General features: G+C 34.2%; 17 protein-coding genes and 2 other annotated features. Of the genes, 1 reads left to right on the top strand and 16 read right to left on the bottom strand.

The window, feature by feature from the left end:
- Positions 1 to 4: 4 nt before the first annotated feature.
- From ACX6U0_RS19050 to ACX6U0_RS18975, 16 genes are all read right to left on the bottom strand, one after another.
- Positions 5 to 2,098 carry an IucA/IucC family protein gene (locus ACX6U0_RS19050; RefSeq protein WP_464961434.1) on the bottom strand — a complete coding sequence of 698 codons (2,094 nt, stop codon included), beginning with the start codon at positions 2,096 to 2,098 and terminating at the stop codon, positions 5 to 7.
- On the bottom strand, positions 2,095 to 4,095 hold the full coding sequence (locus ACX6U0_RS19045) for an IucA/IucC family protein (protein WP_464961433.1): 2,001 nt from the start codon (positions 4,093 to 4,095) through the stop codon (positions 2,095 to 2,097). The genes ACX6U0_RS19050 and ACX6U0_RS19045 overlap by 4 nt, the downstream gene beginning before the upstream one ends.
- 192 nt (positions 4,096 to 4,287) lie before the next feature.
- Positions 4,288 to 4,995 carry a YjjG family noncanonical pyrimidine nucleotidase gene (locus ACX6U0_RS19040; protein ID WP_464961432.1) on the bottom strand — a complete coding sequence of 236 codons (708 nt, stop codon included), beginning with the start codon at positions 4,993 to 4,995 and terminating at the stop codon, positions 4,288 to 4,290.
- A gap of 62 nt (positions 4,996 to 5,057) precedes the next feature.
- Positions 5,058 to 5,522: a DMT family transporter gene (locus ACX6U0_RS19035; protein ID WP_464961431.1), complete on the bottom strand. Its 465-nt coding sequence runs from the start codon at positions 5,520 to 5,522 to the stop codon at positions 5,058 to 5,060.
- A gap of 35 nt (positions 5,523 to 5,557) precedes the next feature.
- Positions 5,558 to 6,256: a Crp/Fnr family transcriptional regulator gene (locus ACX6U0_RS19030; RefSeq protein ID WP_464961430.1), complete on the bottom strand. Its 699-nt coding sequence runs from the start codon at positions 6,254 to 6,256 to the stop codon at positions 5,558 to 5,560.
- Positions 6,257 to 6,296: 40 nt separating this feature from the next.
- Positions 6,297 to 6,722 (bottom strand): DMT family transporter, encoded by a 426-nt coding sequence (locus ACX6U0_RS19025; RefSeq protein WP_464961429.1) that lies wholly within the window; start codon positions 6,720 to 6,722, stop codon positions 6,297 to 6,299.
- Positions 6,723 to 6,855: 133 nt separating this feature from the next.
- On the bottom strand, positions 6,856 to 7,641 hold the full coding sequence (trpA, locus tag ACX6U0_RS19020; RefSeq protein ID WP_464961428.1) for a tryptophan synthase subunit alpha: 786 nt from the start codon (positions 7,639 to 7,641) through the stop codon (positions 6,856 to 6,858).
- Between the two features lies 1 nt (position 7,642).
- Positions 7,643 to 8,842 carry a tryptophan synthase subunit beta gene (gene trpB, locus ACX6U0_RS19015; RefSeq protein ID WP_464961427.1) on the bottom strand — a complete coding sequence of 400 codons (1,200 nt, stop codon included), beginning with the start codon at positions 8,840 to 8,842 and terminating at the stop codon, positions 7,643 to 7,645.
- Position 8,843: 1 nt separating this feature from the next.
- Positions 8,844 to 9,452 carry a phosphoribosylanthranilate isomerase gene (locus ACX6U0_RS19010; RefSeq protein WP_464961426.1) on the bottom strand — a complete coding sequence of 203 codons (609 nt, stop codon included), beginning with the start codon at positions 9,450 to 9,452 and terminating at the stop codon, positions 8,844 to 8,846.
- Entirely contained in the window at positions 9,449 to 10,237 is a 789-nt protein-coding gene (gene trpC, locus ACX6U0_RS19005) for an indole-3-glycerol phosphate synthase TrpC (RefSeq protein WP_464961425.1), read from the bottom strand. The genes ACX6U0_RS19010 and trpC overlap by 4 nt, the downstream gene beginning before the upstream one ends.
- A complete protein-coding gene (gene trpD / locus ACX6U0_RS19000; protein WP_464961424.1) occupies positions 10,238 to 11,266 on the bottom strand; it encodes an anthranilate phosphoribosyltransferase in 1,029 nt (342 codons plus the stop codon). It abuts the gene before it with no gap.
- Positions 11,235 to 11,849: an anthranilate synthase component II gene (locus tag ACX6U0_RS18995; protein ID WP_464961423.1), complete on the bottom strand. Its 615-nt coding sequence runs from the start codon at positions 11,847 to 11,849 to the stop codon at positions 11,235 to 11,237. The genes trpD and ACX6U0_RS18995 overlap by 32 nt, the downstream gene beginning before the upstream one ends.
- The gene (trpE, locus tag ACX6U0_RS18990) at positions 11,833 to 13,245 is read right to left on the bottom strand and encodes an anthranilate synthase component I (protein WP_464961422.1); all 1,413 of its coding nucleotides are present in this window, start codon (positions 13,243 to 13,245) and stop codon (positions 11,833 to 11,835) included. Before trpE ends, ACX6U0_RS18995 begins: the two co-directional genes overlap by 17 nt.
- Positions 13,246 to 13,341: 96 nt before the next feature.
- Positions 13,342 to 13,631 (bottom strand) — a binding site (T-box leader).
- Positions 13,632 to 13,672: 41 nt separating this feature from the next.
- Positions 13,673 to 13,918 (bottom strand) — a binding site (T-box leader).
- Between the two features lie 148 nt (positions 13,919 to 14,066).
- Positions 14,067 to 14,456, bottom strand: coding sequence for a hypothetical protein (locus ACX6U0_RS18985; protein ID WP_464961421.1), 390 nt, complete (start codon positions 14,454 to 14,456; stop codon positions 14,067 to 14,069).
- Positions 14,456 to 14,659: a helix-turn-helix transcriptional regulator gene (locus tag ACX6U0_RS18980; RefSeq protein WP_464961420.1), complete on the bottom strand. Its 204-nt coding sequence runs from the start codon at positions 14,657 to 14,659 to the stop codon at positions 14,456 to 14,458. Before ACX6U0_RS18980 ends, ACX6U0_RS18985 begins: the two co-directional genes overlap by 1 nt.
- A 156-nt stretch (positions 14,660 to 14,815) precedes the next feature.
- Positions 14,816 to 15,865 carry an ATP-binding protein gene (locus ACX6U0_RS18975; protein ID WP_464961419.1) on the bottom strand — a complete coding sequence of 350 codons (1,050 nt, stop codon included), beginning with the start codon at positions 15,863 to 15,865 and terminating at the stop codon, positions 14,816 to 14,818.
- Positions 15,866 to 16,280: 415 nt separating this feature from the next.
- Here ACX6U0_RS18975 and ACX6U0_RS18970 point away from each other — a divergent pair, with 415 nt between their 5' ends.
- Positions 16,281 to 16,859, top strand: a complete 579-nt coding sequence (locus ACX6U0_RS18970) for a DUF2087 domain-containing protein (RefSeq protein ID WP_464961418.1) — start codon at positions 16,281 to 16,283, stop codon at positions 16,857 to 16,859.
- The last annotated feature ends 15 nt before the right edge of the window (positions 16,860 to 16,874 follow it).

Below are 16,874 nucleotides of genomic sequence, written 5' to 3'. Positions count from 1 at the left end.
CCTTTCACTTAAAATCATGAAGTGGATTTGGGACAATTGCATACGAATACCCTTTCATATCCGGATCTAAACGCATTTTCGCAAGTGCCTTGTGTTCTACTTTCGCTTTATATAAAGCATCTCGATCAATAATGACATTTTCAGCATACAAAACATCAGCTTCAAGCTCTTCAAACACTTTACGACATAATAAGTGAATTTCATTCCATAACTCTCTTTCACTTAATCCATAAGTTTTACAGGCTTGAAGAATTAACTCACCAAAATGATTTTGGAAAACTGTATAAAATAGTTTATTATGCACTTCATTTAACTGACTCGTTACTGTCACTGATCCAGGATAAAAATCAGCATGAAATTGATGTTTTTCAAGCCTTTCCTTATGTATTCGAACACCACCCCAATCTCGGAAAAGCAAACGAACAGGTCGACCATCTTTAAATACCATCACACTATTTTGTAAATGTCCTTCTAAACCAATTCCATATTTAACAAGAAGTGTTAGAGCACCCGGAATGATAAGTGAAGCGTATTCCTTGATAAACTGAGTCACAGCACTTCTGACAGATGTTTCATTCGTTTCTTTTGAAAACTTCTCAATTAATTCAGCAAATATCATCTTTTCCGAAATAGGTGACTCAGAAAATAGTGAGCTACCGACAATTGCAACTTCATTCTCTTCTATAAACGATTCAATATTTTCTCGAAGAACCGCTGAAAGGTTTCTATTCTTATGCTGGTTATCTTCATTTATTTTAAAATTATAGCCAGCCACCTCACATACAGGAATAAAAGTTTTACGTAACCCATTCTCCATATTCATTATGGTTCGGATGAGTCTAGTAAAGACTGTTGAATTATTGGTTGTATTTGCAGATATGGTACGTACTGTAGAGGTCATCTGACTATTTACTGCTACTTTTATTGCAAATGAATCCACATCTCTATTTTCAAGAGGCACTAATGTTCTAAATGATGAAGTTGAGCCACTTGAAACAGTATAATCATCGATCGGTACGACCACTTTCTCTGCTATTTCCTCTTCATAAATACCAGGTATGGCATTTTCAAGTTGCCATTGGTGTACTGGCACAATTACATAATTTTCAATTAAAAGATTTATGTCTCTAAATTGCTTTTTTACCACTCTTTCTAAGTCGGGGTAAGATTGGAATAGAAGAGCATTCGCATCCACTTCATTTTCATTTACTACACACCATTCAGCATACTCTTTTTTAATCGCTACAAAATGGATTTGTGCAACACCATCGAATTCTGGAGAAAATCGAAAAACATCATCAGGCTCCATGCCAATCTTTGTTTTCGTACCCGGGTGAAGATTATGACCTTCTATCGTTAATTGCTCGAAAAACAAGCTTGAATCAAATTGACTCACTTGTTTTTTCTTTTTTATTACCCAATCAATCGCATTAAACACGCCTAACTTTTTTACATCACTTTGTAGTTCTTTCTTCTTTAGCTCCCAGTATGCGTAGGACAATGCCAAGTTGGCGCTGCCATTTACCAATTCATCTGCTAATTGCTCCCAAGCGAATATAATTCCTTCTTGATAAGCTACTTTATGTCGTCGGATTAACTCCAAAAACTCCACCGAATGATTGATTACATTAACATTACTTTTTGACACGTGTAAAATAGCGCCATCAACATCAATTCGATTAAAAGCATAGGTTTTGCTGATAGGAATTACAATGCATTCATTTTGGTGCAGTGGATAAATTTTATATGTTCTTCCGATATCTAAACCGAACGATTGTAGCTTTTGAAGAACTGCTTGCCAATACTCATCAATCGCAGATACATTTAATGCATAAATCGTATCAATCACATATAAATCATGAGATTTAGAAGTAAGTTCAAAAATATTTTCTCTTAACATTGAACCGACAAGTCGCTTTAATATCCCTGTTCTTCCTTTTTCAATTGAGTTCATGAAGTAAGAAATCAAATTAGGATTATGTTCTTCTAAGAATGTTTTTATCTTCAATTCGTCTTTTAATAAATGACCTTCTCGAATGGTTTTGAAGGCTGTTTCCAAATCATCATCATCAAGAACTTGAGTTAATCTTGTATTCATAATTGATTCGCCCCTTTCCAATTATCACTCATTGGATTTTGAACCTTCATAAATGAATAGGCAGAGATATCTCCTCGAAGTCTCATTGTAGCTAAAGCTTTTAAGTTAATCATTGGTTGGAAAAATGCTTCTTCATCTGCAGCCGCTTGGTCTTTGATTGTAGCGTCCTTTTTCAATTCTTTAAAAATAGCTCTACTAACTTTTATGACTACTTTCCAAAGTTGCTCTTCTTCAATATCTAAAGCACGTACAATGCATGTGATTAATTCCGCAAAATGATTTTGCATAACAGAATACGAAATAATACTACGTAATTGACTTTCCTGGTTTGTGACAATAGATGAGTTCGGATAAAAATCTGCTTCATATCCCTGTCTCCATAATCTTGCAGGTAATATTCGAATGCCACCAAAATCTCTAATTAACATACGCACAAGTTCTCCGTTTCGGAAAACAGATACACTATTTTGCATATGACCTTCCAAACTAATTCCATATCTAACCATTAATGTTAAAAATCCGGGTAGAGCTACTTGTGCATATTTTTCAATAAATAGATTAGTAGCTTCTATACGATCCATTCCATTATGTTTTTTCGCGAATTCTTCAATTAATTCAATAACGATTGGCTTTCCACTAATCGGTGATTCTGCTATTAATGAAGCTGCTGCCATAGGAATTTCATCCTCATGACGAACATAACTTTCAGGATTCTCTCTTAAAATTGAGGCTAAATTAGCCTGGTGTGTTCCTAATTCTTCATCAGATAATCCTTTTCTGTCTGGTTGAAAAAATACACCTGCTTGTTCTTTTAGAACAACGAAATTTCCGTCAAACTCACTTTCTTTTTTTTGTATAGCATCAAGTATGTTCGAAAGAATCGGTCCATTTACAACAGAGTTAGGCGATACCGTACGGATTGCACTTGTTGTTTGTACATTCACCGCAGTTTTTATATGATGCTTTCCTTCTCCTAACCTTTGGATTGGTGCTAATGAACGGAAGGAAACCAAGGATTGTGTTGAAATTCTATAATTTTCAATTGGTATTATCTTTTCCAATTGCATTTCTTCTTTGTATAATACGTTTAAAGTATTTTTAAACTGCCACGGATGTACTGGTATTAACTCATATCGTTCAGGATTTAATCCTTTTTTATGTAAAGTATTAAAAACAGCTAGTTGTAAGCCTTCATACTCCTCGTATAAACGTCTCGTTACTGATTGATGATCAATAGATGATATATGACAGCTTTCCTTTTGTACTGCTACTAAAGCAACCTCAGGGGTTGCCCCCCACTCAGGTGAGTATTGAATAACATCTGCAACCTGTAAACCAAATTTAGTTTTAGCGCCTGGATGCAAAGGATGACCTTCGACTACACATTGTTCATAAAAAGCTAGTGGACTAAAATATTTACTTTCTTTCTTCTGCTTCAGTACCCATTCTAACGAGGTTTGACAATTAGCGTTTTCAGCTTCTTTCATTAAATCAATATTTCTAATCGATGCACCCGTCAATGCTAACGTTAAATTTGCTACACCATTTTGTATTTCAAGCTTAAAGCGTTCATATTGTTCTACTTCTGCTACGTCTAACAATCCTTCTTGCTTTAGTAAATCTATAAATGCAACAGGATGGGTTAGTATGTTTGTTTGTTCTTGATGAATAACAATTGGATCACCTAAAACATCAAACCTTTCTAAAGAATGATGTTTACTCACAGCAAATTTTACTGTTTTTCCGCTAGGAAGATTAATGCATATATTTGATTCATTTCCATCTAGTCTTACAACTCTATCTTCTTCAATGAGCTTCTCACGAATAAAGGCTTGTAGAAGACGTTGAAAAATACCTCTTCGTCCAACTTTTATATTTGAAAGATAACTATTCAATAAATCAGGTTTTTCACTTTTAATATACGCAAGTGTATTTAGCTCCTCCTGATCAAATAAAGTATGATCAATTGTTGTATTTTTGTTCTGAACATCAAGCATTTCTAATCATCCCCTAATCATAGATTATTTCAAATGAAAATGATAATTATTATCATTAAAAACTCAGTTACTATAATAGTTGAAAATGATTATCAATGTCAACTGTGTTAAATGTAAAATTTTTCTAAATATCTATAAAAAAAAGCGAAAAATCTAGGACTTTTCGCTTACTTTCCACTATATCGATCTCAATTAAACTAATAATCTTTTATTTACATTTAATATTTGATAAAGTTCATCAAGATTTTGTATTTCATAGGTTGGAATTAGATTAGTATCATTTTGCTTTCTAAGAGGATTAAACCAGCAAGTATCTAATCCCGCTTGGTGTCCACCTTTAATATCAGCGTTTAAAGAATCCCCTATTATTAACCCTGTATTCACATTAAAATTAGGTATTCTCTCAAAAACATAATCAAAATATTCCTTCATAGGTTTTTGGAAACCAGTGTCCTCAGATACAAAAATATCTTTAAAGATCGGCTGTAAACCAGACGCACTTAATCGTTTATATTGAGTCAGAGAATCTCCATTCGTCACGATGTATAAATCGTAATGATTTTGTAGATTTTCTACTAATTCAAAAGCACCATCTACAAGTTGTTTTCCTTCTTCTAAATATTGTCGATAACTTTTTTCTAGTAATGCTCCATCAACAATGTGTCCATACTCTTTTAATAAAGTCGAAAACCGTGTATTTAATACTTCAGAACGTTCGATAATTCCATCTTCAAATTGCTTCCAAAGGCCTTGATTAATGACTCTATAATGAGACTCAATCTCTGGTGTCAAATTTAATTGATGCTCTTCAAAAAGTAAACGCAAAGCTACTTTCTCCGCTGCTCCAAAATCTAATAAAGTATCATCTACATCAAATAATAAAGTTGTGTATTTATTCATAATTATCTCCCCGTTTAATCGTATCACTTATTGATATGATAATAGATTCATTGCATCATATTTTAAGCAGCCTGCGATTCTTGTTTTTCACTCTCACCGCTCAGTTTAAATAAAATCATACCAGACATAATAATTAGTACGCCAATACATTCCTTCAAGGTAAAAGGAACTTTTTCAAGTCCAAACATCCCGAAAGAGTCAAATAAGACTGCAAAGAGCAATTGAGAGGCTAAGGCGATTGATATTGCATACGTTGGCCCAAGATATTTAACCCCTTGCACTAAACAAGTAACAACACCGACACCAATAAATCCACTAAACCAATACCAAGGTTTCATATTCTGAAAATGAAATAAACTCGTTCCTTCAATAAAAAGACCTATAACTAAAGATGCTAAAAATCCCATTCCTAAAACGAGTGTTGTTGTTGTCTGAGACCCAGCTCGTTCGTTTACTTTACTGTTAAAAATATTTTGAAGGCCAACTAACGAACCTGCAAGGACCGCCAAAAATAATCCAATTACCATTGTGACAACACTCCTAATTTCGTTTATCTTCATTACTATTCATAAATGCTGTGACCTGAAAGCGAGACTAGTCCCTCTCGATCCTTTATAAGAATAAAACCATCCTTACGCTCCACTAAACCATCCATACAAAACTGTTGGATAACGCGATTCATATGTCGATAACTCGTTCCAATTAAATTTGCTACATCTTTTAATGTTGCTGAACTCAATTGATCTTCCAAAAGTGAATTCGATTCATCAAAGGATACCGATAATAAATAACTAGCTAATCGGACTTCAACAGGATGCATTAAATTAAAACTCAAAGAATTTGATTTTATATAAAATTTTTCTGTAATAATTTCTAGTAAAAACTGTAGTAATGGCGGAAAATCTTTTCCATATTTTTTTAGCCATTGATGATGAACGCCAATCATGTGAACTGAAGAAACTGCCTCCACTGTATTGAGAAAATCTGTACCACGAACGTACTCAATATCACCAATTACTTCCACCGGCTTCTTAAAAGAAAGAATTAATGTTCTTCCTTCAATTGAAGTCGTATAAATCTTCAGTTTCCCTTTAACAAGGAAGTATAAATAATGTGGAGAATCACCTTGAGAACAAATAAGCTCTCCTTGATCAAAGCTATACAATATTAAGTGTGGCATTAACTTGTCATTAAAAATTGATTCAATCTTATGATTTTTTAAATAATAGCTTAACAGCTCTTGATCCTTCAATTCCTTCATAATGTTGTTCAGCTCCACACGTTTACGTTTTTTATTTATCTTAATAGCCTAAGATCACCACTCCAGCTATCATCATTGTAATGCCTATAAATTGTAATGGTCGCTTTTTCTGCTTTACGACATTGAACCAACCAGTAAGATCTACTAAATAAGTCATACATAGCTGAGCAATTAATAAAGCTGAAATCGAAATTGTTACACCGATCTTATGAATAGATGTAACATTACTGAAAATAATGATTGCACCCAATGCGCCACTAGTCAAATATAATGGCTTTACTTTTCTTAGCATTTGCCATTTTCCGTCTTTCACAAATAATAAAATAATAAATGCTAATATAAACCCAGAAAATTGCGTAATCGTTGCTGTTTGCCAAGTTCCTATATCCTGACTAATATGAGCATTGGCTACACCCTGTATCGTTATAAAAGCACCACCTAAAAAAGCAAATAAGCTCCCTTTCATTTATGTTCTCTCCCTAATTTTATTTTCTCTATTATTAAAAGATATCTACATATAACTTGGGAAGGACATATGTCCTAAAAGTAACAGACAAAATAATAAAAGGATCTTCTACTTAGAAGATCCTCTGTCACTATTACTTCATTATTTCGTTCTTTTTTATAGATTGAATCAAATGTTTAACCTCAGAAACTTTCTCCTCATTCAATAATTCTACAATTTTACTCCCAACAACTACACCATCACAATCTCGACTTAATTCTTTCACTTGTTCAGAAGTAGAGACACCAAAACCAGCGAGTACGGGTATACTACTTAATTCTTTTACACTTTTTAAAAATGTAGCCAGATCTCCATTAAATTCATTTCGAACTCCAGTTATTCCTTTTACTGTAACAGTATAAAGAAAACCTCTGCCTTTTTGCGCAATTTTTTGGATTCTGTCTTTTGGAGTAGTCATTGTCACTAATCGAATTAGCTCAATTCCAGCTAACTCTAGTTGATTGACAATCATCCCTTCTTCCTCAATCGGTAAATCGGGTATAATACAACCATCTATTCCTGCTTTTTTACAATTTGAGACAAACTTTTTTATTCCATAGGCCATAATTGGATTCATATAAGTCATAATAATGATCGGGATTGAAATCTTTGAGCGAATTTCATTCAATTCATCTAGAACATCTCGTAATGTTGTTCCAGCTTGTAAAGCACGGATTCCTGCTTTTTGTATCGTTGGTCCATCAGCAACAGGATCCGAAAATGGAATACCAATTTCAATTGCAGATGCACCAAACTCTTCAAGTAGAGCAAGTCGCTCTCCAAGCACTTCTAATCCACCATCACCTGCCATTATATATGGAACAAAAAGCTTTTCTCTATTTAGTAGTCGCTCTGAAAATTGTTGTTCAATTCGGTTCATTTTAAGCTTCCCCCTTTAAAAATTCACGAACAGTATGAACATCTTTATCGCCTCTACCAGACAGACAAATAACTAAACTTTCATCTTCCCTCATACTTGCAGCTTGTTTTATCGCAAATGCAACAGCATGAGCACTTTCTAATGCAGGTATAATACCTTCTAATTTTGCAAGCAGTTGAAACGCGTCCAAAGCTTCTTTGTCAGTAATTGATTCATATTGAACTCTGCCTATATCCTTTAAGTAGCAATGCTCTGGACCAACACCCGGATAATCTAGTCCAGCTGAAATAGAATGTGCTTCTTGTATTTGTCCGTGCTCATCTTGAAGAAGATACATTAACGCTCCATGTAAAACACCAGGAACTCCTTTTGTTAGTGAAGCTGCTTGTTTGTCAGTATTAACACCATGACCTGCCGCTTCAACACCAAAAAGTTGCACAGTATGATCTTCAATAAATGGATGGAACATTCCGATAGCATTACTCCCTCCGCCAATGCAAGCTACAACTGCATCCGGTAGTCTATTGTTTCTAGCAAAAAACTGCTTCCTTGTCTCTTTCCCAATTACACTTTGAAAATCACGAACCATCATTGGAAATGGATGAGGTCCCATAACAGAACCAAGTAAATAGTGGGTATCATCCACATTTGCAACCCAATAACGTAGTGCTTCATTGACAGCATCCTTTAAGGTTGCACTTCCAGATTCAACACTTACAACCTTTGCACCAAGAAGCTCCATTCTGAAAACATTAAGCTCTTGTCTTTTAACATCTTCAGCACCCATGAATATAACACAATCAAGATTAAGCAGGGCACAGACTGTTGCAGTCGCTACTCCATGCTGCCCCGCTCCAGTTTCTGCTACTATTTTTCTTTTTCCCATTTTGACTGCAAGTAGTGCTTGACCGATTGTATTATTAATTTTGTGAGCACCAGTATGATTTAAATCTTCTCGTTTTAAATAAATTTGAGCTCCATTTGCATACTTTGTTAAATTCTCTGCATAATAAAGCGGTGTTTCCCGCCCTACATAATCTTTTAATAGTTTTTCTACTTCATTAAAAAAACTCGGATCATTCTTTACGTTTGTATATGCTTCCTCTAACTCAGTAACGGCTTGAACAAGTGTTTCAGGTATATATTTTCCACCATACATTCCGAAGTGCCCCTTCAAATCAGGCATTACATAACTTTTCATATCAAATTCCTCCTCTTTTTACTGTTGTAATAAAAGCTTCTATTTTCTTTTCATCCTTCTTGCCATCTGTTTCTACTCCGCTGCTTACATCAACCATCACTGGTTTCACGATTTCACTTGCAAATAAAACATTATCAATCGTCAACCCACCAGCTAAAATCAAGTTTCTTTCAATATTTTTATGAATAAGTAGATTCCAATCAAATGTTGTCCCATTCCCGCCTCTATACGGTCCAAGAGGGCTATCTACTAAAATATAATCACAATGATATTCAGCGATTTGATCAATATCTGATTCAGATTCTATTCGAATAGCCTTTATAACTGGATAGCGTATTGCTTGGCAAAACGCAGGAGATTCATCTCCGTGAAGTTGTAAATGAGTCAACCCAACTTCTTCAAAAATCGATTCTACATTCTCCTTTGTTTCATTTACAAAGACACCTATTTTGAGAATATGTTTTGGGAGTGTTCGAATGATTTCCTTAGCTTTAGATACACTAATTTGACGTTTACTCTCAGCAAAAACAAAGCCGATTGCATCAGCTCCAGCCTCTATAGCGAATTGCGCTGTTTTACAATCTGTAATCCCACAGATTTTCACATTCACTGTATTGCCCCCTTCAATTTAGGAACCATTAAATCTTTCATACTAGTAGTCAAGTCTTCACTTCTCATTAAAGCTTCTCCTACAAGTACACCTCTTGCACCTGCAGCACTGACCCTTTTCGCATCCTTATTCGTAAATATCCCACTTTCACTTATGACATAGCTTCCAAATGCTTGAATAGATGGTGACAATCTTTCAGTTACTTTTAAATCAACTTCAAATGTTTTTAAGTCTCGATTATTGATTCCAATTAACTTAGGACCGACTTCAAATGCTTTTTCTAAATCAGCTTCATTATGGACTTCCATTAACACTTCCAGGTTTTGATGTATCGCATATTGATATAACGCACATAGTTCAGAAGAAGTTAAGGCAGCTGCGATTAATAGAATAATATTTGCTCCATTTTCTTTTGCTAAATCTATTTGAACTTGATCAATGATAAAATCCTTACATAAAATTGGAATGTCTACCGCTTCTCTAACAAGTCTTAAATCATGAAATGACCCTTTAAAAAAGGTAGCATCTGTTAAAACCGAAATTGCGGCTGCTCCATTATCTGAATAATTTTTGGCTTGCTCTGCTGGGTTTAAGTGAATATTTATATCCCCCTTAGAAGGTGAAGCTCTCTTAAACTCAGCAATAACTGATAAGGTGTTTGCTTGTTCAAGCTGTTGGATGAGTGAATATGTTGTTTCTTTCATTAATTCTTTTCTTTTCAACTCTTTCAATTTTTTTACTTCTTTCCGTTTTTCATCAAGAATTCGCTCCAAAATAGTTCCCATTTAAATCACCCCTTTTTTGAGTTGTGTCGTTTGTTCTACTAACAGACATAATTTTTCATAAGCAGCTCCAGAGTCTATACTCTCTTGCGCTTTTTTGATGCCATCTGAAATATTTTGCACCGTACCCGATGTATAGATTGCAAGTCCTGCATTTAATAAGACCGTGTCACGAAATGCTCCCTTTTCTCCCTTTAAAACGCCTAAAAGGATGTCTGCATTCACTTTCGAATCTCCTCCGATAATTGATGCATTAGGATAGCAGCTTAGGCCAACTTCTTCGGGATGTAGCGTCATTTTTTTCAGATTTCCATTTTCCAATAGGACTAAGTGATTTTTTCCTTCAAGAGAAGCTTCATCAAGATGACCTGCACCATTTATTACAATTGCCCTTTTTCGTCCAAGTTTTTTTAATACTTCAGCAAACATTTCTAAATAATCACGTCGATAAATACCCAATAATTGCGTTTCTAACTCAATCGGATTTGTTAAAGGTCCGATTAAATTAAAAATCGTTGGAATTTGCAACTCTCGTCTTACCTTCATCACTTTTTTTAGCTTCGGGTGAACATGTGGTGCGAATAAAAAAGCAATCCCAATCTTTTCTAATAATTCTTCTGCATAATGAGATGGAATGGATAAGTGAACGCCAAGCTCTTCTAAAACATCCGCACTTCCTGTTTTACTAGACATACTTCTGTTGCCGTGCTTAGCTACTGTTAATCCGGAGCCGGCAATGACGAATGCCGATGTCGTACTTACGTTAAAGCTAAGTGAACGATCTCCACCTGTTCCACAATTATCAATGACATTCTGAAACTTTCGAGAAAACCCAATCGTATTGCTCCTAATTGCATTTACAAGTCCTGCTATTTCATCAACTGTTTCTCCCTTTGTTTTTAAAGCAATTAAAAATGCAGCAATCTCACTATCAGATATCTCTTCATCCAAAAGCATTTGTCCAACTGCTAATTGCATTTCCTCCGCCGAAAAGGATTCTTTATTTGCTAATCTTTGAAGATACTCTTTCATGTCTAAACTCCTCCTTAATCTCATTTAAAAAATTTTGTAATAACTGCTTACCTTGCTTTGTACCGATCGACTCGGGGTGAAACTGCATGCCATAAATCGGATATCTTCTATGCTTGATTGCCATAATTTCTTGATCATCCATTGATGTTGCTAATGTTTCAAAGTAATATGGTAAACTCTCCTTTTTAATCACCAGGGAATGGTATCTCATGACCTCCAAAGGCTGTTGTAAGTATGCAAATAAACTACTTCCATGGTGTGTAATGTTTGATGTTTTCCCATGTTTAATAGTCATTGCTTTTTGAATAGTGGCACCAAAAACATAGCCAATTGCTTGATGGCCTAAACAAATCCCAAGCATTGGAATTGAGTCATAAAACCTTTTTATCAAATCAAGCGTCTCGTATTTTTCTTCTGGTTTACCTGGTCCCGGTGAAAGTACGATTGCTTTTGGCTTTAACTGTTCGATCTCCTCTATGCTGATTTTGTCATAACGAGCTACATATACTTCTTCTCCGAGTTCTCCTAGAAATTGATAAAGATTGTACGTAAATGAGTCATAATGATCAATTAGTAATATCATGATTTCCCTCCAAAAAAGCTTTCATCTTATGAATCGTTTCCTCATACTCTTGTTCAGGTGAACTGTCGTAAACAATACCCGCACCTGCTTGAATAAAGGCTTTATCGTTTTTAAATATGATCGTTCGAATCGCCAAAGCAAAATCCAGATGTCCATTTGCTGAAATATAACCAACAGCTCCAGAGTAAACGCCTCTTTTTGATTCTTCTAATTCATTAATGATTTCCATTGCCCTAATTTTCGGTGCACCAGAAACAGTTCCAGCTGGCAAACATGATATAAAAGCATCAAGTGCTGTATATGGTTCTTTTAAATTCCCACTAACCTCAGATACTAAATGCATGACATACTTGTATTTTTCAATGTCCATAAATTTTTCTAATTTTACCGAACCGAATTCACAAACTTTGCCTAGATCATTTCTCCCTAAATCAACGAGCATTTTATGTTCAGCTAATTCCTTTTCATCTTGAATCAAATTTTTCTCAATCGTTTCATCTTGTTCGAGGGTCTGCCCTCTACGCTTCGTACCAGCAATCGGGTTTGTGATCACTTGACTACCTCTCACTTTGATTAAGCTTTCTGGAGATGTACCTGCCACTACGCTTGTTCCAAAATCGATAAAGTACATATAAGGAGAAGGGTTTTGAATTCGTAACTTACGGTAATAATCAAACGGGTTCCCTTCAAAACTTGCCTTCATTCTCTGGGATAAAACGACTTGAAATATATCTCCTGACTGAATATAGCTCTTTGCCTTCTCTACCTTTGTCATATATCGCTGCTTCGTTACTTCGGGGTTGAAAGTTGAAAATGTGAAAGGCATTTGCTTCTTCTCAATCTTTTCATTCAATATTTCTTGTTTAAGATCTTGAATTTCCCTTTCAAGCATTTCAGTAGTTGTTTCATTCGAAAGTTTGATCCCGACAATTGATATTTGTTGCTCTAAATGATCAAAAACAATCACAACTTCAAAAAACATGAGATGAATATCCGGCATTCCAATCGTATCTTCTAAACTTTTTCCAATTTCCTCAAACTGTCGAACGATATCATAACCAACATATCCAATGCCTCCCCCTATGAATGGCATTTGGTAATTATCAATCTCTTTTTGTTGAGGTATTAACTCCTTTAATTTTAAAAATGGATTCCCTTTGAACTCTTCTCTATGTCCATTTCTATATAAAACTTCTCCTTGTTGATTCGTCCCAATTAACTCAAACACTGGACTGCGACCAATAAATGAATATCTGCCAGCATCCTGGTGCTTAAATGAGCTTTCGAATAAAAACTTCTTTGTTCCAGATAATTTGTTAAAAAGAGATATTGGTGTGAATGTATCTCCTTGCAATGTTTCAAATAAGATTTCTACTTTGTTTTGTATTGATGACATATCACTTTAACCTCCTAAAATTTACTTGTTTATAGTTGGCTCTGATCGAACCAAATAAATAAAAAAAGTCCCCTATACGCACAGAAAACTGTACATATAGAGGACGATTATTTTATACCGCGGTACCACCTCGATTGGATTAGAAAACGTCTAATCCCACTTTCAGATACGGGAAATCTTTTCACATCACATGATATGAATCAAATGATGTTACTAAGTCTCCGATATCCTATCCTTATAACGGTGGAAGTCCGTGCATCCCTACTATCAATTTCAAGATGCCTCTCGTAAGCCCATTCGATATAGGTTCCTGTGTCAGACTCTCACCAATGTCTAACTCTCTGTGACTTTCACCAATATTTACTCTTCTTACTCAGCGATTTACCAATATGATTTTAAAAATAAAGACAAAAAGGCCCCCCGTCTTAAAAAGGACGAGAGACCCGTGGTGCCACCTTCATTAGCTGATAAACAGCTCGCTTTGTCAGTATCCAATTTTGCTGAATACTCGCCTCTTATAACGAGGAGGCTACTCGCCAAAGCCTACTACTAAACGAACGGTTCGGTTTGGAAGCTCGGAAGTCCATTCGCAATTACTTTCACACTGATTCTCACCAACCATCAGCTCTCTTTAGTTTCCGTAATTGTTACTACTCTTCGTCAACGCTAAGTTAAAATTTAATTGTCCTAATACTAATATGTGATAAAAAAAAAGTCAATGACTAGAAAATAAATTCATAAAAATATTATTCGGGAGCAAGTACATGTTTTTGTCGATAAACATTAAAAACATTTAGTCAGATAACTACTTCAATGTGATTTTATTGATATTTTTTGGCAACTAGAAATTCTACAAATGGTAATGTAATCATTGATAATACTAATAATAATAGGAGCATTATATTAATAGAACCTGAAACTAATTTATCAATCACTGCCGCTAGAAACACAAATATCATTATTAGGAAATAACTAATTTTTGAGCTTTTCTCTATGATTCTTTGCCCCAATTCTTCCTCTTGTAAAATACCATCCTTCTCTTCTTTCGATCCCCAAGTAATTGCAGTTAAAAACAATATTAATAAACCGCATATTGAACTAACTTCATTAAACCCAACTTCTTTTCCAATCCAAATTTTATAAATAGTAAACCCCACTACAATTATTGAAGCAATACCAGATAATACTGCTGTAATCCCTCGAGTCCTCATTAATCACTCTTCCCCTCAAAACAAAATAAATCATCTACTGTAATGCCTAAGTTTTTAGCTATATTAAATGCCAGTAGTAAACTTGGATCATATTTATTATTCTCGATTGCATTAATCGTTTGTCTACTTACATGACACAAATCTGCTAATTTCCCTTGTGAAATCTCTAATTTTTCTCGATATTCTTTTATTCTATTCATCATGATGACTTCACCTTTTTAGTAAAATATGTAAAATATGTTTTACACTTATATAGTAATAAAATAGATTTTACATGTCAAATATGTTTTACACCCTTTTAAAGACAAACAAAAAAAGACCTGTTTTAACAGATCTTCTCATTTACTATTATACAATAATCATTTCAATGAAAATCTAATATTAAACGTCGTTCCATCTGAGCTTGATACAAAGTCAATCGTAGCATTATTTCTTTTTGCGATTGCATAACAGATTGCCAATCCTAGACCCGTTCCATTTTCCTTTGAAGTGACAAACGGAGTAGAAATTCGATCATTTATTTCGGGAGGAATCCCTATTCCGCTATCTATTATTGATAAAATAACCGCACCATCTTCATGATACGTTTTTATTACTACCGAGTCATGTGGCTTCATTGCATCTAAAGAATTGCTTACCATATTCAAAAGTAGCTGGCGAATTTCGTTTTGATCAATTTTTATAGTTGGAATACTAGATAATTCTAATTGTATGAACTTATTTTCTTTTAATGCTCTCGTTTCAAGCAAAGGAATTAAAGTTCTTATGATTCCATTTAAATCATTAAACTCAATTTTATTAGGCTTAACTTTAGCTATATCAAGAAATTCCGAAATGATGTTATTTACACGGTTCATCTCGTCGATCATTAACGCGAAAATATCCTTATAGTCACTTAAATCATCATTCTCTGAAATCACTTGCAAAAAGCCTTTTACAATTGTAAGTGGGTTCCGTACTTCATGAGCGACACCCGCTGCCATCTCACCAATAATTCTAATTTTCTCAATATACATTTGCTCTTCTTCATACTTTTTCTTCTCTGTTACATCCGTAAATATAGATAAAATCCCATTTTTATCAGGAATAACTCTGATTTCTACAGCTCTTTTAGAATACTCAGTAATGATTTCAAATGTCTGTATTTCCTGTTCATCATAGGCTTTATTGTAATATTTATAAACATCAGTTCCGATATAATTCGGTAATACATCCCACATGCAAGCACCAATTAGCTCTTCTTTTGGCTTCTCAATCATTGCCTCCGCAGCTTTGTTAATAAAAACAAATTCCATTTTTGCGTTTAGGTAATAACACCCTTTAACCATATTCATTAATACTTCATGCAAGTCTACATGCTTACTTAGTCTTTTCTCATCTAAAAATGACATATCCTCTAACGATTCCATAAAGAGTGCCTCCTCTCCTTTAGAATAGCACCGTAGATATACAGAAAGAACGGAAGAGCTTGTTAAGAAACCTATTATGTAAATTCTATCTTCCAAATTTTCTATAATTTAAATTCTATCAATTTAAGAATAACATATTTCTAAAATTTCTGAAAATAAGATTATTGCTCATTCTGATTAAATTGATAGATTATTTTTTCTGTTGAATAACATGATTTATTTTTAAACATAGTCCAATGATAAAATATAAAATCCCATTCAAAAATACCGCCCAACCACATCAAATACTTCACAATACAATTTACTTTTCATGATATGTATTCAATAAATACCACATTTTTCCTTTTTTAACTTGCAAATTTAATCTAATTAGATTAATATCTAATTAGATACCAATGAAAGTAGTTGATAAATAATGCAGCTAAACAAGATTGTTGATTTTCATAAAGCACTTGGGGATCTTAACCGTGTTCGTATAATCGCTTTGCTTCAGCAAGGTCAATTGAGTGGTCAAGAGATTGCCGGAAAGTTGGGTTTAAAACCCCCGACGATTACACATCATATTTCGAAGCTTCGAGAAGTTGGTTTAATTAAGGAACGCAGAGATAAGAACACAATCTATTTTTCTATTAATTTAAAAATATTGGAAATGAGTGCAAAATCAATTATAACTATCGGTACAGGAGGGAATTCAACCATGGAAATGTCAGTTACTGAAGAAGAGCGTACAGCCATTATCAATAATTTCTTCACAAAAGATGGAAAATTAAAGATTTATCCTGCACAAAGGAAGAAAAAACTAGTAGTACTTGCTCATATGATAAAAGGATTAGAATTTGGAAGAGTTTATCAAGAAAAAGAGATTAATGAATATTTGAAACAATTCCATGATGACTATGCTACACTTCGACGTGAACTAATTATGTGTCAATATATGTATCGTGAAAATAGTTTATATGAGTTAAACCCTGTTGAATTATGGTGGTTAAGTTAATTAAGGCAATTTCAC

The organism is Gottfriedia sp. ABJ_BB2_2 (assembly GCF_055484705.1).
The sequence above is the reverse complement of the archived record's forward strand: the minus strand, read 5'-3'. Positions and strand labels throughout refer to the sequence as shown.

What these genes read in the sequence shown, in the direction of transcription:
- ACX6U0_RS19050 (WP_464961434.1), bottom strand. Translation starts at nt 2,098, where the DNA reads ATGAATACAAGATTAACTCAAGTTCTTGATGATGATGATTTGGAAACA.
- ACX6U0_RS19045 (WP_464961433.1), bottom strand. Translation starts at nt 4,095, where the DNA reads ATGCTTGATGTTCAGAACAAAAATACAACAATTGATCATACTTTATTT.
- ACX6U0_RS19040 (WP_464961432.1), bottom strand. Translation starts at nt 4,995, where the DNA reads ATGAATAAATACACAACTTTATTATTTGATGTAGATGATACTTTATTA.
- ACX6U0_RS19035 (WP_464961431.1), bottom strand. Translation starts at nt 5,522, where the DNA reads ATGGTAATTGGATTATTTTTGGCGGTCCTTGCAGGTTCGTTAGTTGGC.
- ACX6U0_RS19030 (WP_464961430.1), bottom strand. Translation starts at nt 6,256, where the DNA reads ATGAAGGAATTGAAGGATCAAGAGCTGTTAAGCTATTATTTAAAAAAT.
- ACX6U0_RS19025 (WP_464961429.1), bottom strand. Translation starts at nt 6,722, where the DNA reads ATGAAAGGGAGCTTATTTGCTTTTTTAGGTGGTGCTTTTATAACGATA.
- trpA (WP_464961428.1), bottom strand. Translation starts at nt 7,641, where the DNA reads ATGAACCGAATTGAACAACAATTTTCAGAGCGACTACTAAATAGAGAA.
- trpB (WP_464961427.1), bottom strand. Translation starts at nt 8,842, where the DNA reads ATGAAAAGTTATGTAATGCCTGATTTGAAGGGGCACTTCGGAATGTAT.
- trpC (WP_464961425.1), bottom strand. Translation starts at nt 10,237, where the DNA reads ATGGGAACTATTTTGGAGCGAATTCTTGATGAAAAACGGAAAGAAGTA.
- trpD (WP_464961424.1), bottom strand. Translation starts at nt 11,266, where the DNA reads ATGAAAGAGTATCTTCAAAGATTAGCAAATAAAGAATCCTTTTCGGCG.
- ACX6U0_RS18995 (WP_464961423.1), bottom strand. Translation starts at nt 11,849, where the DNA reads ATGATATTACTAATTGATCATTATGACTCATTTACGTACAATCTTTAT.
- trpE (WP_464961422.1), bottom strand. Translation starts at nt 13,245, where the DNA reads ATGTCATCAATACAAAACAAAGTAGAAATCTTATTTGAAACATTGCAA.
- ACX6U0_RS18985 (WP_464961421.1), bottom strand. Translation starts at nt 14,456, where the DNA reads ATGAGGACTCGAGGGATTACAGCAGTATTATCTGGTATTGCTTCAATA.
- ACX6U0_RS18980 (WP_464961420.1), bottom strand. Translation starts at nt 14,659, where the DNA reads ATGATGAATAGAATAAAAGAATATCGAGAAAAATTAGAGATTTCACAA.
- ACX6U0_RS18975 (WP_464961419.1), bottom strand. Translation starts at nt 15,865, where the DNA reads ATGGAATCGTTAGAGGATATGTCATTTTTAGATGAGAAAAGACTAAGT.
- ACX6U0_RS18970 (WP_464961418.1), top strand. Translation starts at nt 16,281, where the DNA reads ATGCAGCTAAACAAGATTGTTGATTTTCATAAAGCACTTGGGGATCTT.